At 38.9% G+C, this 13,954-nt stretch carries 15 protein-coding genes and 1 other RNA gene; 11 read left to right on the top strand and 5 right to left on the bottom strand.

Going from position 1 to position 13,954, the window contains the following annotated elements; translation table 11 throughout:
* Window positions 1-40: 40 nt before the first annotated feature.
* Complete coding sequence (locus AAC851_RS00360) at window positions 41-523, top strand: regulatory protein RecX (protein ID WP_005082704.1); 483 nt, start codon at window positions 41-43, stop codon at window positions 521-523.
* Window positions 524-537: 14 nt separating this feature from the next.
* On the opposite strand, the gene ffs is transcribed toward AAC851_RS00360, so the two are convergent.
* Window positions 538-634: signal recognition particle sRNA small type (gene ffs, locus AAC851_RS00355), an RNA gene on the bottom strand.
* 327 nt (window positions 635-961) lie between these two features.
* Between ffs and AAC851_RS00350 the strand changes: the two genes are divergently transcribed.
* Window positions 962-1,756: a YbgF trimerization domain-containing protein gene (locus AAC851_RS00350; RefSeq protein WP_075315473.1), complete on the top strand. Its 795-nt coding sequence runs from the start codon at window positions 962-964 to the stop codon at window positions 1,754-1,756.
* 57 nt (window positions 1,757-1,813) lie between these two features.
* Here the strand turns inward: AAC851_RS00350 and AAC851_RS00345 are convergent.
* From AAC851_RS00345 to AAC851_RS00330, 4 genes are all read right to left on the bottom strand, one after another.
* Window positions 1,814-3,039, bottom strand: a protein-coding gene (locus tag AAC851_RS00345; protein ID WP_340600309.1) for an IS3 family transposase whose coding sequence is annotated in 2 segments (ribosomal slippage) — window positions 1,814-2,700 and window positions 2,700-3,039 — 1,227 coding nt in all. Because the reading frame shifts where the segments join, the coding sequence is not laid out codon by codon here.
* 104 nt (window positions 3,040-3,143) lie between these two features.
* Window positions 3,144-5,015 carry a SurA N-terminal domain-containing protein gene (locus AAC851_RS00340; protein ID WP_004639425.1) on the bottom strand — a complete coding sequence of 624 codons (1,872 nt, stop codon included), beginning with the start codon at window positions 5,013-5,015 and terminating at the stop codon, window positions 3,144-3,146.
* Between the two features lie 139 nt (window positions 5,016-5,154).
* Complete coding sequence (locus AAC851_RS00335; protein WP_004639426.1) at window positions 5,155-5,427, bottom strand: HU family DNA-binding protein; 273 nt, start codon at window positions 5,425-5,427, stop codon at window positions 5,155-5,157.
* Between the two features lie 169 nt (window positions 5,428-5,596).
* Entirely contained in the window at window positions 5,597-6,052 is a 456-nt protein-coding gene (locus tag AAC851_RS00330) for a phasin family protein (protein ID WP_004639427.1), read from the bottom strand.
* Window positions 6,053-6,265: 213 nt separating this feature from the next.
* Here AAC851_RS00330 and AAC851_RS00325 point away from each other — a divergent pair, with 213 nt between their 5' ends.
* From AAC851_RS00325 to AAC851_RS00285, 9 genes are all read left to right on the top strand, one after another.
* The gene (locus AAC851_RS00325; RefSeq protein ID WP_008941313.1) at window positions 6,266-6,913 is read left to right on the top strand and encodes a hypothetical protein; all 648 of its coding nucleotides are present in this window, start codon (window positions 6,266-6,268) and stop codon (window positions 6,911-6,913) included.
* Window positions 6,914-7,021: 108 nt separating this feature from the next.
* The gene (locus AAC851_RS00320) at window positions 7,022-7,495 is read left to right on the top strand and encodes an Rrf2 family transcriptional regulator (RefSeq protein WP_004639430.1); all 474 of its coding nucleotides are present in this window, start codon (window positions 7,022-7,024) and stop codon (window positions 7,493-7,495) included.
* A 1-nt stretch (window position 7,496) separates the two neighbouring features.
* A complete protein-coding gene (locus AAC851_RS00315) occupies window positions 7,497-8,714 on the top strand; it encodes an IscS subfamily cysteine desulfurase (protein ID WP_340600308.1) in 1,218 nt (405 codons plus the stop codon).
* Between the two features lie 79 nt (window positions 8,715-8,793).
* Window positions 8,794-9,180 (top strand): Fe-S cluster assembly scaffold IscU, encoded by a 387-nt coding sequence (gene iscU / locus AAC851_RS00310; protein ID WP_004639432.1) that lies wholly within the window; start codon window positions 8,794-8,796, stop codon window positions 9,178-9,180.
* Window positions 9,181-9,209: 29 nt separating this feature from the next.
* Complete coding sequence (gene iscA, locus AAC851_RS00305; protein ID WP_005082695.1) at window positions 9,210-9,530, top strand: iron-sulfur cluster assembly protein IscA; 321 nt, start codon at window positions 9,210-9,212, stop codon at window positions 9,528-9,530.
* Window positions 9,531-9,679: 149 nt separating this feature from the next.
* Window positions 9,680-10,198: a Fe-S protein assembly co-chaperone HscB gene (gene hscB, locus AAC851_RS00300; RefSeq protein ID WP_005090085.1), complete on the top strand. Its 519-nt coding sequence runs from the start codon at window positions 9,680-9,682 to the stop codon at window positions 10,196-10,198.
* Window positions 10,199-10,236: 38 nt separating this feature from the next.
* The gene (gene hscA, locus AAC851_RS00295; RefSeq protein ID WP_005082691.1) at window positions 10,237-12,096 is read left to right on the top strand and encodes a Fe-S protein assembly chaperone HscA; all 1,860 of its coding nucleotides are present in this window, start codon (window positions 10,237-10,239) and stop codon (window positions 12,094-12,096) included.
* Window positions 12,097-12,113: 17 nt separating this feature from the next.
* On the top strand, window positions 12,114-12,452 hold the full coding sequence (gene fdx, locus AAC851_RS00290; RefSeq protein WP_004639436.1) for an ISC system 2Fe-2S type ferredoxin: 339 nt from the start codon (window positions 12,114-12,116) through the stop codon (window positions 12,450-12,452).
* An 86-nt stretch (window positions 12,453-12,538) separates the two neighbouring features.
* Window positions 12,539-13,917, top strand: a protein-coding gene (locus tag AAC851_RS00285; protein ID WP_340600307.1) for an IS3 family transposase whose coding sequence is annotated in 2 segments (ribosomal slippage) — window positions 12,539-13,066 and window positions 13,069-13,917 — 1,377 coding nt in all. Because the reading frame shifts where the segments join, the coding sequence is not laid out codon by codon here.
* Window positions 13,918-13,954 lie beyond the last annotated feature (37 nt).

The following is a 13,954-nucleotide window of genomic DNA, read 5'->3' as shown; positions in this document are numbered from 1 at the left end:
CACGAGTAGCCGTAAATAAATCACCATTGAATTAATAGCCATGTTTAGCACGACAAAAAATGACAAACCGAAAACACTCACAGGTCAAAGACTCAGGTCATATGCCTTTGCATTATTGACACGTCGAGATTACTCACAAGCAGAATTAACCGAAAAGCTAAATCAATATGCAATTGATCCAAATGAAGTTGCAATTTTAGTAACAGAGCTAGCAGAAAAAAATTATCAGAGTGATCAACGTGTCGCAGCTTTAACCCTATCAAGCCAAATTCGTAAAGGAAAAGGCTTACAACGCATTAAACAAGCACTTAAGGCGAAACAGCTAGATGCAGAATTAATAGCAGAAGAACTTGAAGAAGTGGATTGGCTAGATCAAGCCTACCAACTTAAAGTAAAAAAATTTGGTGAAGACGTTACAAAAGACCCAAAACTCAAAGCAAAACAAATTCGATTTTTACAATATCGCGGTTTTGATATGGGGGTAATTTTAAAAGCAATTGCTCGAACGAGCGAAGAAGAATAAATAATTGGTGGCAACCCTACTAGCAAGATTTCGGCACATCATAGTTCTACTACCGTTGCTACCTTCCGGTCCTGGCGGGGTTCATAGAGTACAATTGCGAAGCTACCAGCAGGGCTACCATTGCCTGACAAAGTATAGAGATTTTTATTTGAGTTGCAAGACTTGTCTCTGTTTTTCAGTGATTTTTCCGTTCAACTGCCTAATTACTCAACAATAAGTTAAAGCTTTCATTTAGTAAGCTTTAATAATGTACAAAGATTAAACAACAACCAAGCAATTCTCTTCAAAAGTGCTTGAAGATTGTAAATGCTTATTGCATTTAAATGAGTTGCTGTTTTAATGACTAAATCAAAATGCATATTTGCTGTGTGCTAGTCTGTAAAAAGTGGAGACTGATTCGCTCACAGCTTTAATTTTCAACTGAATGGATAGATTTTCATGCTAAAAAAGCATTCTGTACTCTTTGTTGCGTTACTCAGCAGTGCATATGTATATGCCAATATTCCAATTGAATCTCGTGCACTTAGCCAGCAGACTGCCAGCAGCAGTAATACCACAAATGTCGGCTCTAATTTAAACTGGGAGCTCATCCAAAAAAATCAACGTCTCGAAGAAGAAGTACGTAAATTACGTGGTCAATTAGAAGAGCATGACAACGCGATTGAGCAATTAAAAAAGGAACTTACCAACCGCTATACCGATTTAGATCAACGCTTAGAGCTACTGTCTCAGAAAATTGATCCACCAGAAGAAAATACTGAAGAGCCAATTGATGCTTCACAGCCACTTTCAAATAATACAGCTACGACAGCACAATCGCAGCCAAGCCCCGCTGCATCCAATATGAATGTAAACAACCAAATCGAGCTAGAGAAAGCTGCGTACACTGTCGCGTTAGATGCCTATAAACAAGGCGGTGCAAAACAAGCTATCCAACCGATGCAGAACTTTATCAAAAACCACCCAAATGGGATTTATATCGGTAATGCATACTTCTGGCTTGCAGAATTTTATCTCGCAGTAGAACCCGTAAATTACACAGCAGCAAAACAAAATTACACGACTGTTGTGAATCAATACCCAAACTCAGCTCGCGCATCTCGTGCCTTATATCAGCTCTACAGCATTGCAAAGGAAGTCGATAAAAATACAGCGCAAGCTAACCAATATAGAACCAAGCTACTAGCTCAATACCCTCAATCTGAAGAAGCAAAATTTATTCAGAAAAAATAAAAACTCGAGCACTGTCCCGTCCTGAAATAGATTGACAGTATTTCATTTAAAACCGAGTTAAGCAATTAGCTCGGTTTTCGCTTTCTCATACATCTGATTAGGAGTAATCATATTTAAACTTAAATGCGGTCTGTAGCAGTTATAAATCACTATAGATTCCGAAATTAAATGGTCTAACTCCTTCATCGTTTTACATCGTGTAGTTAAGAACTCCTGTTTGAGTATGCCATTGATTCGCTCTGCTAAAGCATTTTGGTAACAGTCTCCTCCATCTGTCATCGAGGGACTTATACCGTAATGCTGTAGTGCCGATTGATATAATTCAGAGCAATATTGAGAACCTCTATCTAAATGATGAATCAGAGTTGTTGCTCTATCTTTTATAGACTTCATTGCCATATGTAAGGCTTGTACAACATTCTCTGCCCGCATATCACTTGATAACTTATAACCTTTAATTTGTCGGGTATAGGCATCTGTCACAAGTGATAGATAATGCACACCCTCTGCACTTTCAACATAGGTAATATCACTAACAAAGACTTCATTTGCCCGTATTGGAGAATAATCCTTTAATAAATTAGGATGTTTCTTCATCCAGTGTTTGCTATCTGTAGTTTTGGTATAGCGACGTTTAGGGCGTATCAATAAATCATTCTCTTTTAATACCTTAAATAACTGATCTCGACCAAACTTCAGTCCTTGTTCTAGCAATTTTGGTTTGATCAGCCAATAGAGTTTACGCGTACCGATACTTGGCATCAAATAACGATACTCCATAACCAATTCAAGTACTTGCTGAGTTTCCTGAGCTTTGATTTGAGCACGTTTTTCTGATTGATAGTAAGCCTGTCGGGTGATTCCTATCCACTCACAATAACGTGAGACATTTAGTCTTCTTTGGGCTTGCCAATCTTTGAAACGTGCTCGGTATACTTTTTTCCAAGATCACTCCCACATTCTTTGTCTATGTGATAAATCACATCTTGGATAAATTCAGTTTTTAGCTTTTCTGCGGCTAATTGTTTTTCCAACTGGCGAATGCGTTGTTGAGGGGTGAGTTGGCGTTTTGAAGTGGAAGGCATAGCTTTAGAAGTCCAATCTTGTTGTCCGTACTTACGTAACCATGTAAGCACAGTTGATCTTCCTTGAATACCATATTTTGCTTGAGCTTGTTTATAAGTGATTTGCCCTTTTTCTACCTCATGGACAATCAGCATTTTAAAGGCAAAACTGTAATCTCGTTGTGTTCGTTTAACTCGTTGTTCTTTTTCATATTCCATAAAATAAGCCTCTTAAGGGGTAAACTTATTTCAGGACGGGACACACAGTAGTTATAAAAAAGCCAGTTCATTGAACCGGCTTTTTTATCGCGATCAAATAAAGCTTACTTGATGTCGGCTTGAGATTTTAAATATGCCGTGTAGTCTTCTAGAACCTGCTGACCACGAAATTGTTGATACAACTGTTTTAATTCCAACAACTCTTTTTCTGGCAAGCTACTCGCCACACTACTGTCTACATTTGAAACAGCAACGATAACGAGTTCATTTGGCAATTTCGCCGTTGTTGCAGACCACATCCCTTCCTTACTTGGCGCAGGAATGCTAAATGCAGCACGTTCAATCGCACGCTTTAAACCATGTGAGCGAGCAAAAGTACCTGCATTCTCAAAATTGACTTGTGACTTCGCAACAACTTGTGCAGCAGGCTGAGTTTTGAAATCAGCAAGGATAGATGCCATTTTTGCCTGAGCAGCTTTATAGGCTTTCTGTTCTACTACCTTCGCTTTAACTTCAGTAGTCACTTCAGATAATGGTTTAATTCCTGCTGAGTGATAATCACGAACTTTAATCCAGATTGAATCACCATTCGCCAATTGAATATTTGATGATGCGTTACGATCACCATTTTTCACATCATCACTGAATAGTTTCACTTTAACATTCAAATCACTCAAGATAGGATGTTGTGTTGCCAAAGTAATCGCTTTTGCAGATTCAACACGTGCAGCTTTGACTTCTTGTGCAACAACCTCTAGTGAATCACTCCCCACAACCATTTCGTTTAAGTTGTTGACCGTATCACTAAACAGATTTGCGGCTTTAGTTTTCTCAACTTCAGCAGTTAGACGTGCTTTTTCTGATTCAAATGACGGAATATTTACTGTTGGTACCTGCACTTCAATAATGTGATAACCATACTGCGTTTTTACAGGCTTAGAAACCTGACCATTTTTTAAAGTGTTTACAGCATTATCAAAATCAGCAGAGAAAGCTCCAGGCGCATAAGCACTTACCAAACCACCTTGATTTTTAGAACTCGGATCTTCCGAATATTGGCTTGCAGCTTGAGCAAATGTCATACCCGATTGAATTTTCGCGTAAACATCATTAATCAATTTCTGTGCTGCAGCATCATCACGCTCATCCGTCGTTACTAAGATATGCTTCACTTCACGCTTCACACTTTGCTGCTGTTTTTCTACAAACGCTGCATAAGCCTGTTGTAAGTCTGCATCAGTAACAGCTAAATTAGCTTGTTCTAATAATGCTGGGCTTAAAACCACATAATCCACATCAACACTTGCAACTTGCTTGAATTCATTTTTATGCTTGTTGTAGTAGTCAGTGATTTCTTGAGTTGATGCTGTAACACCCTTTTTATAATCATCTAGCTTGATGCTTGCCAAGTGCAATGTACGTTGCTCTGTTTGCAAATTAGCAAGTTGCTGTAAATCAGACTTGCTTACCAATGCATTGTCCATCAGACTCGATGAGATCATTTTAAGAGCATGATCTTGACGCAAACTCGAGATGAGTGCCTGATTCGTTAAACCAACTGAGCGTAGATAGTTCTCATAAAGCTGTTGCGAGAATTGTCCATTTTGCTGAAAGCTTGGTTGCTGCGCCAACATCTGTTCAAGTTGTGCATCACTCAAAGAGATACCCAGTTTTTCAGCCTGCTGAGACAATAAGCTACGTGCCACAAGTGCATCCATCGCTCTTTCTTGAATCGCTGACAGATTCAACAATGACTCATCGCCTTGAACCAAGGCCAAATATTGATCTTTATAATTCTTGATTGCACTTTCTAATTCTTTATTAGAAATATCTTGACCATTTACCGATTTGGCAACATCTGCTTTATTGCCACCGCTAAAATATCCTTCAATACCGACAAGAGCTAAAGGGGTCAAAAACAAAACTAACAGGACTTTGCCAAGCCAACCTTTAATGACCGTACGAAATGATTCCATAAATATTCCAATATTTAATTTCGGGGCAATTTTAACTTAAAAAACAAAGTGAATGAATGCCGAATGAAGATCAAATTAACTTTTTCATTGGATAAATAAAAAACGCACCCAAAATGGTGCGTTTATTGATTTAGAAAGATTACGCAACCGAATCTTTTAAACCCTTACCAGCTTTAAAGCTAGGTACTTTGCTTGCTTTGATTTGAAGCTCTTCACCAGTTTTAGGATTACGACCAGTACGTGCAGCACGTTCTTTTACGCTAAAAGTACCAAAACCAACTAAAGTAACCGTATCACCCTTTTTAAGTGCTTCAGTGATTGATGCAATTGTCGCATCGAGTGCTTTACCAGCATCCGACTTAGACACTCCCCCTTTTTCAGCAATCGCATCAATTAATTCTGATTTATTCATGATAAAAAATATCCTCTTAATATCGTTTGTTAAGATCCAAGGCTATAGTTTAAAAGGCCATGCAGCCTTTATAGCAATGCTTTAGGGGAGAACGCAATACTAGAAAGGCTTTTTTAATTAAAATAAATACCGAAATACGACATAAACGGACGAGTTACTTGCAATTTTTTTACTTTTTATTCAATTTAGCCTTCAATTGATCATTTTCTTCAATTAAAGCGTCCACCTTAATGTGAAGCTGTACTAACAGTTGTTCGATATGTTGAAGATCTTTTGGTGTCACCAAACCAATACGATTCAGCGAGTGATTTACACCACTATCTAAAATCTTTTCGACCTTATCTTTGGTATCTGTTACCGACTCTTTTGCTTTCTCGGTTACCTTACCGACAGTATTATCTGCAAAATCGACAGTTTTAGACTCAAGCTCCTCACCCACCTTGACTAAAGAGTCGAATAATTTGTTGCCCTCTTCTTCTGCACGCGAAAAAGCGCCTAAACCAGCTAGCCAGATCTGTTGTGTATACTTTTTAAAATCGAGCGCAGATTTCTTAGAACTCTTTGATTTTGACTTAGTTTTTGCTTCAGTATCTTCACTAGCATTGTCTATATTTGTATTATCCATGAACCATCACTCCTAAGCTCGTTACAAACAGCATGTCGTATTTAACCATAAAAATGTTTTTATAATATCAAAGTTAGGACTTGATCGTTTTAAAAAACTGTTCTACAAAGCAATATAGTCATGTAAATTATTTTTAACAATTGGGTAAGGATACTCAAGATTTACTAGACTTGATGTTTTGTTATTTATTTTTTGGCAAGGAAAAAGAGATTTATGATTGATACGCAACAAAGACATAAACATCCGCATTTGTTGCTAAACATTGTCATCATTGTTTTAGAAACTTTTTTTTCCTTCATCTTGACGCATGATGCTGGGCTACGTTTGCAAGCCAAAAAGCTAATTGATGATAAAATTACTATTCGAATTAACAGCTATATTCCTTTCTTTGACTTTTACATTCAGTTCACGGAAAAAGGTTTACTGTTTGACATGAAAGCCTTGGATCGAAAAATTGACCTTGAAATCAATTGCACGCTGATCGATTTGATTAAAATTTTTGTTCTAAATAATCAAAAAAGTATTTCTAATCTTCGTATTTTAGGAGATTCGACTTTAGCCGAACAATTCACAGATCTCATTCCTCACTTTACCTTATCTAGTATCTTGGTGAACTGGAGACAATGGTTTAATGCATTTGATGATGATGCTGACACCATCGCATCCCAACATCGAATCGCTCCTCTTTTGGAAAAAATCGATCAACAACGCTCTGAAATCAACACGTTATTGGTTGAGGTAAAACAATACCAAAATCGCATTCATCGACTTCAAAAACGTCAACGTATGATCAATATTGCTTTTGTGACACTAAGCTTTATTTTAGTTGCCATTTTTGTATATAATATGTGGATACAATAATTCCAAAATATTTTACTTTTCACACGCATAATGGCAATTAAAAAACTTGACTATTTTAGTCGGAATTCATAAAATTTAGACATCTAGTCTATTCATGTGTATCGAATCATGCGCCTAACAACTCGCGGTCGTTACGCAGTGACTGCTCTACTTGATTTAGCTTTGCAGCCAACTGAACAAACGATCACGCTTGCGGAAATAGCAGCACGCCAATCCATCTCAGTCGCTTATTTAGAGCAGTTATTCGCAAAACTTAAGCGTCACGGGTTAGTTTCAAGCGTTCGCGGTGCAAATGGTGGATATCACCTTGCACGCAATGCAAGTGAAATTACTGTGCTAGAAATCATTGAAGCCGTAAATGAAACTGTCGATGCAACGCGTTGTGACCATAAAGGTAACTGCCAAAATGGTGCAATGTGTTTAACGCATGACTTATGGCAAGACCTCTCCCACCATATTGCCGATTATCTTGCGAAAATCACTCTTGCTGACCTGATTGCGCGTGACAATGTTCAAACTGTTGCGTTACGTCAGAACTCACCAAGTTTAGATTCAGCCCTTCTATCGGTTACAGGTATTTGACATGAAACGTCCAATTTATCTAGATTACGCAGCAACCACTCCTGTACTGCCTGAAGTTGCAGAACGTATGATGGAATGTTTAACGTTCGAAGGGACTTTTGGTAACCCTGCGTCGCGCTCACATGCATATGGCTGGCAAGCTGAAGAAAAAGCAGAATATGCGCGTGAACAAGTTGCAAATCTTATCAAAGCAGATCCTCGTGAGATCGTTTGGACTTCGGGTGCGACTGAATCGGATAACCTAGCATTAAAAGGTATTGCTCAATTCTACGGTTCTAAAGGCAAACACATCATTACAAGTAAAATCGAACACAAAGCAGTGTTAGATACTTGCCGTGAACTTGAAGAACAAGGCTTTGAGATTACTTATTTAGAGCCAGAACCACGTACTGGTTTAATTACCCCAGAAATAGTTCAAGCGGCTTTACGTCCAGATACTATCCTTGTATCACTAATGATGGTGAACAACGAAATTGGCACAGTAACAGATGTTGCTGCAATCGGTGAACTCACCCGCGCAAACAAGACCTTCTTCCATGTCGACGCTGCTCAAGCTGCTGGTAAAGTAGAAATTGATCTTTCTACGATGAAGGTTGATTTAATGAGTTTTTCTGGTCATAAGATTTATGGTCCGAAAGGAATTGGTGCATTATTTGTTCGTCGCAGCCCTCGTGTTCGCTTAAAAGCGCAAATGCATGGCGGCGGTCATGAACGTGGTATGCGTTCTGGTACTTTAGCGACTCATCAAATTGTTGGTATGGGTGAAGCGTTTGAGCTTGCTGGAAAAATGATGCAAGCAGAACAAGAACGTATTCGCAAATTACGTGACAAACTTTGGAATGGTTTACAAGACCTTGAACAAGTGTTCTTGAATGGTCACCCGACTCACAACGTTGCAAACTATCTTAATGTCAGCTTCAACTTTGTTGAAGGTGAATCATTGATGATGGCACTCAAAGATGTTGCTGTATCTAGTGGTTCAGCATGTACATCTGCAACTTTAGAGCCATCATACGTTTTACGTGCTTTAGGTTTGTCTGATGAGTTAGCGCACAGCTCGATCCGTTTTAGTTTTGGTAAATACACGACTGAAGCAGATATTGACCACGTGTTAACAATCACCAAAGCTGCTGTAGAGAAACTACGCGAACTTTCTCCGCTTTGGGATATGTATAAAGAAGGTATTGACCTTTCTACAGTTGAATGGGCTGAACACTAATTCATTGAATTCTTCATTGAAAATAGCGTTTAAACCCTCATATTAATATTAGGCTGACCCCGAGGTTTGGAGAAGCGACATGGCTTATAGTGAAAAAGTAATTGATCATTACGAAAACCCTCGTAATGTAGGCGTTTTGGATAAAAATGCAGAAAATGTAGGTACTGGCATGGTGGGTGCACCAGCTTGTGGCGACGTTATGCGTTTACAGATTCAAGTTGATGATAATGGTGTAATTGAAGAAGCTCGCTTCAAAACTTACGGCTGTGGTTCTGCAATTGCATCAAGCTCTCTTGTAACCGAATGGTTAAAAGGTAAGACGCTTGATGAAGCTCAAGCAATCAAGAATATTGATATTGCAACTGAGCTTGCGCTTCCACCAGTAAAAGTTCACTGTTCAGTATTGGCTGAAGATGCAATTAAGGCTGCGATTGAAGACTATCGTGGCAAAAAAGCGAAAGCTTAATTGATTACCGAAGATACATTGGAGTTTTCATGATCCATTTAACTGAAAATGCTGCGACTCACATCAGCAATTACCTGCAAAATCGTGGTAAGGGTGAAGGCATTCGTGTTGGTGTGAAAACTTCGGGTTGTTCTGGATTGGCTTACGTTCTTGAGTTTGTCGATGATGTCGACACACATGATGAAGTATTTGAGCAATTTGGTGTCAAAGTTTTTGTAGACCCAAAAAGCCTAGTTTATCTCGAAGGTTTAGAGATGGACTATGTAAAAAATGGTCTAAACGAAGGTTTTGAGTTTAACAACCCAAACCAAAAAGGTGAATGTGGTTGCGGTGAATCATTTACTGTTTAATCATTCAATTTTTATCTAAAGTCAAAAATCTCTCTGAATCCCCCTTTTACAGGGGGACTTCCACAAATGATATAGCATCATTTAATTTGTGAAGCCCTTCCTTTTTTGTAAAGAAGGTTGAGAGGGATTTAAAACGGAATTCATCTCCCATGAATCATTTTGAGTTGTTCCAATTACCAGAAGCACTCGATATCGATTTAGCAGCTTTAAAAAAGCAATTTTTAAGTTTGCAACAGCAATATCATCCAGACAAAGCGAGTGATAAAGATCAAGCTTTGATTATGTCTAGCGACATCAATCAAGCCTATAAAGTGCTTTCACAGGTTGATAGCCGCGCTGCATATTTGCTGAGTTTAAAAAAGCAGGATCATCACCTCGATCAGTCCATTAGTGATTTTGAGTTCTTACAATCGGCACTTGAAATGCGCGAACAACTCGATGAAGCCGCATCGCCCGATCAACTTCGGACATTAAAAATCGAAGTGCAGCAATGGATTGATGGCTTAATTCGAGAGTTTAAACTAGATTATGCCGATGAAGATTGGGCTGAAGCTCGAGATACCGTTCGTAAATTACGTTTTTTCCAACGTGTAATGAATGATATTGATAAAGCTGAAGATCGTATGCTAGATGAAGAAGAAAGCTTTGATCTAGATGATGATTTTTAATCCGCTGTTACTGATTATTTTCAAGGGATATCTCACGCATGGCACTTTTGCAAATTGCTGAACCTGGTCAATCAACCGCACCGCATCAACATCGTATTGCGATCGGTATCGACTTAGGGACAACCCACTCTTTAGTGGCGACAGTGCTATCGGGAAAACCGAAAGTTCTACAAGATGACAAAGACAGAGTTCTTTTACCGTCTATTGTTCACTATGCGAAAGACTCAACTACGTTTGGTTATGAAGCCAAACCATTTATGTTGACTGACCCCAAAAACACTGTTGTCTCTGTAAAGCGTTTTATGGGTCGTTCGCAAGCTGATATTAAGTTTCAGCACCCATACACACTTGTTGGTGCAGAAAATGAAATGCCTGCTTTTGAAACTATTGCTGGTCGAAAAACACCAGTTGAAGTTTCGGCTGAAATTTTAAAACAACTGAAAGACCGTGCAGAAGCGAGTCTAAATAATCCCATAAATGGTGCGGTGATTACTGTTCCTGCTTATTTTGATGAAGCTCAACGTCAAGCAACACGCGATGCTGCACAACTTGCAGGATTGAATGTTTTACGCCTACTCAATGAACCAACTGCCGCAGCAGTCGCTTATGGTCTTGATCAAGAAACCAATCTAAGTACCGATCGAAACTATGTGATTTATGATTTAGGTGGTGGCACATTTGACGTATCAATATTACGTTTTTCACAAGGTGTTTTTGAAGTTCTCGCGACAGGCGGACACACTGCCTTAGGCGGTGATGACCTTGATCGCTTAATCGTAAAATGGGCAAAAAAACAGCTCAACATCACGACACTAAGTGATGAAGAATATGCTGTTTTCGTGGTTGCTGCGCGTCAAGCCAAAGAATATTTAACGGATCACGAATCAACTGAATTAAAGTTATTAGATGATCGTCTAACTTTAGATCGCCAAACTTTTGAATCAATTATTCAAGTTGCACTCGATAAAACCGCAAGTGTATGTAAACGCGTATTACGTGATGCCAAACTTGAATTAGATGATATCGAACATGTTGTGTTAGTTGGTGGTTCAACTCGCTCTTACGCTGTACAAAATTCAGTACGTGAATTATTTAAGCGCGAACCGTTATGTACGATCAATCCAGATGAGGTTGTTGCAATCGGTGCATCTATTACTGCCAATCAATTGATTGGTAATAGTCAAGATGGTTCACTATTGCTAGACGTGACCCCACTCTCTCTTGGATTAGAGACAATGGGTGGTTTAGTTGAGCGTTTAATTTCTCGCAATACAGCGATTCCTGTTGCACGACGTCAAGAATTTACCACATATCAAGATGGGCAAACTGCCATGTTGATTCATGTAGTACAAGGTGAACGAGATCTCGTTGAGCATTGTCGCTCTCTTGGACGCTTTGTGTTACATGGCATTCCTCCAATGACTGCTGGTCAAGCTCGTATCGAAGTTACCTTCCAAGTGGATGCTGATGGTTTACTCACCGTATCTGCAAAAGAAACAACTTCTGGTGTACAAGCGCAGATTGATATAAAACCCTCTTATGGTTTATCCGCAGCTGACACGGAGCGATTGTTAGTAGAGGGTTTCCAGCATGCTGAAGAAGACAAAAATCTTCGTCATTTGCAAGAAACCAAAGTTGAAGCGCAACGTGAACTTGAAGCCTTAGAACAAGCATTGAAAGTAGATAAAGATTTACTTTCTCAGCAGCAAGCACGTGATTTAATTCTTGCCGCTGAAGCGTTAAAAGCTCGTCTGAAAACAGATGAACTCGAAGCGATTGAACACGCTGTTCAGCAACTTAAAACTCACAGCGATGCCTTTGCTGCACTTCGCATGAACCGACATATTGACCATGCCTTAAAAGGTACAAAACTTGAAGATTGGTCAAACTCAAACTAAAGGTATAGGTGATCAATATGCCACGTATTAAAGTTCTTCCTCATGCACAAATTTGCCCTGAAGGTGCAGAATTTGAAGTAGAACAAGATGCTAATTTGTGCCAAAGCTTACTTAAGCAAGGCATCAAAATTGAACATGCATGCGATATGTCATGTGCTTGCACGACATGCCATGTAGTCGTTCGTAAAGGCTTTGATAGCTTAGAAGAAATGAATGACGTTGAGGCTGATTTACTTGACCGTGCATGGGGACTTGAGCCCGACTCTCGCCTATCATGTCAAGTTATAGTGGTTGACGAGGATCTAGAGATTGAGATTCCTAAATACACCATCAATCATGCTTCTGAAAATCACTAACTGACTTTCAAAAATAAAAAAACCTCATTAATGAACTGCACCCCGAAAGTTGGACACTTTTAGTCTAATTTGAAGGGTGCTTTTCTATGGCTAAATATTCTCAAGAATTTAAACTTGAGGTTGTCCAGTACTACTTATCCGGTTTTGGAAAGGCTGCTACAGGTCAAAAATTTAGTGTTGACCATATGGATGTTCAGAAATGGGTTACAGCTTTTGAACAATATGGTATTTCAGGTTTAAGTGTAAAAACCACTAAATCCCACTATTCTCAAGAATTTAAATTTCAAGTTGTACAAAGCCTTTTAAATGAAGGACTTTCAGCTAAAGAGGCTTCACAACGGTTTCATATCAGAGAAAAAGCAACCATTCTGCAATGGTTAAATCTATATCATGAATATGGTATAGATGGCTTAAAAGCCAAACCTAAAGGACGAGCCAAACAGATGCCAAAGCCGCAAAGAACCAGAACTCAATATTCTCAAGCAGATCGCGATAAAACACAGGAACAGTTGCTTGAAGAACTTGCATATCTACGAGCTGAGGTTGCACTTTTAAAAAAGCGGAGAGCCTTAAGACTGGAACAAGAAGCAAAAGAAGCAGCCGAACAGCAGCGTTTGCAGAACTTATATCAGGATTAAGGCAAGATCATGAGCTAAAGCATTTATTGCATGCAGCTCAAATGGCCCGAAGCACCTATTTTTATCATGAACAGCAACGCAAACTTGAAGATAAATATAGTGATCTTAAACAACAAATAAAGGCGATTTATCATCAACATAAGGGACGATATGGTTATCGTAGGATTACGCTTGCCTTAAGGAATATGGGACGAATCATCAACCATAAATGTGTTCAACGGCTGATGCAGTCTATGCAGCTTAAATCACGTATCAGGGTGATGAAATATCGCTCTTACAAAGGGCAAGTGAGTAAGATTGTAGACAATGTATTACAACGTCAATTTAAAGCGGATCAACCAAATCTGAAGTGGGCTACGGATGTGACAGAATTTAATGTACGTGGTGAAAAATTGTATTTATCTCCAGTCATAGACTTATTCAATGGAGAAATCATTGCATTTCAAACCCAGCGCAGACCACATTATGCTCTAGTCAAAAACATGCTAGACACTGCGTTAGGTAAGCTCAAGCCCGATGACAAGCCTCTTTTACATTCAGACCAAGGTTGGCAATACCAAATGCGTCATTATCAGCAACAATTGAAACAGCATGGTTTAACACAAAGTATGTCACGTAAAGGAAACTGCTTGGATAATGCAGTGATGGAAAGCTTCTTTGGCATACTTAAATCTGAATGTTTCTATGGAGAGAAATTTAATTCAGTTGATGAACTAGAACAGACAGTGAAAGAATATATACACTATTATAACCATGAAAGAATCAAGGTTAAATTAAAAGGACTGAGTCCTGTACAGTACAGAACCCAGTCCTTAAAAGCGACTTAATCAAACCGTCCAACTTATTGGGGTCAGATCATAATAC

The organism is Acinetobacter sp. HZNU-JH01 (genome assembly GCF_037996845.1).
In the GTDB taxonomy this organism is placed as follows: domain Bacteria; phylum Pseudomonadota; class Gammaproteobacteria; order Pseudomonadales; family Moraxellaceae; genus Acinetobacter; species Acinetobacter haemolyticus.
Note: the sequence above shows the minus strand (reverse complement) of the source record. Positions and strands in the feature narration are given on the sequence as shown.

What these genes read in the sequence shown, in the direction of transcription:
- AAC851_RS00315 (WP_340600308.1), top strand. Translation starts at nt 7,497, where the DNA reads ATGAAACGTCCAATTTATCTAGATTACGCAGCAACCACTCCTGTACTG.
- AAC851_RS00340 (WP_004639425.1), bottom strand. Translation starts at nt 5,015, where the DNA reads ATGGAATCATTTCGTACGGTCATTAAAGGTTGGCTTGGCAAAGTCCTG.
- AAC851_RS00330 (WP_004639427.1), bottom strand. Translation starts at nt 6,052, where the DNA reads ATGGATAATACAAATATAGACAATGCTAGTGAAGATACTGAAGCAAAA.
- hscB (WP_005090085.1), top strand. Translation starts at nt 9,680, where the DNA reads ATGAATCATTTTGAGTTGTTCCAATTACCAGAAGCACTCGATATCGAT.
- fdx (WP_004639436.1), top strand. Translation starts at nt 12,114, where the DNA reads ATGCCACGTATTAAAGTTCTTCCTCATGCACAAATTTGCCCTGAAGGT.
- hscA (WP_005082691.1), top strand. Translation starts at nt 10,237, where the DNA reads ATGGCACTTTTGCAAATTGCTGAACCTGGTCAATCAACCGCACCGCAT.
- AAC851_RS00360 (WP_005082704.1), top strand. Translation starts at nt 41, where the DNA reads ATGTTTAGCACGACAAAAAATGACAAACCGAAAACACTCACAGGTCAA.
- iscA (WP_005082695.1), top strand. Translation starts at nt 9,210, where the DNA reads ATGATCCATTTAACTGAAAATGCTGCGACTCACATCAGCAATTACCTG.
- AAC851_RS00320 (WP_004639430.1), top strand. Translation starts at nt 7,022, where the DNA reads ATGCGCCTAACAACTCGCGGTCGTTACGCAGTGACTGCTCTACTTGAT.
- AAC851_RS00325 (WP_008941313.1), top strand. Translation starts at nt 6,266, where the DNA reads ATGATTGATACGCAACAAAGACATAAACATCCGCATTTGTTGCTAAAC.
- AAC851_RS00350 (WP_075315473.1), top strand. Translation starts at nt 962, where the DNA reads ATGCTAAAAAAGCATTCTGTACTCTTTGTTGCGTTACTCAGCAGTGCA.
- AAC851_RS00335 (WP_004639426.1), bottom strand. Translation starts at nt 5,427, where the DNA reads ATGAATAAATCAGAATTAATTGATGCGATTGCTGAAAAAGGGGGAGTG.
- iscU (WP_004639432.1), top strand. Translation starts at nt 8,794, where the DNA reads ATGGCTTATAGTGAAAAAGTAATTGATCATTACGAAAACCCTCGTAAT.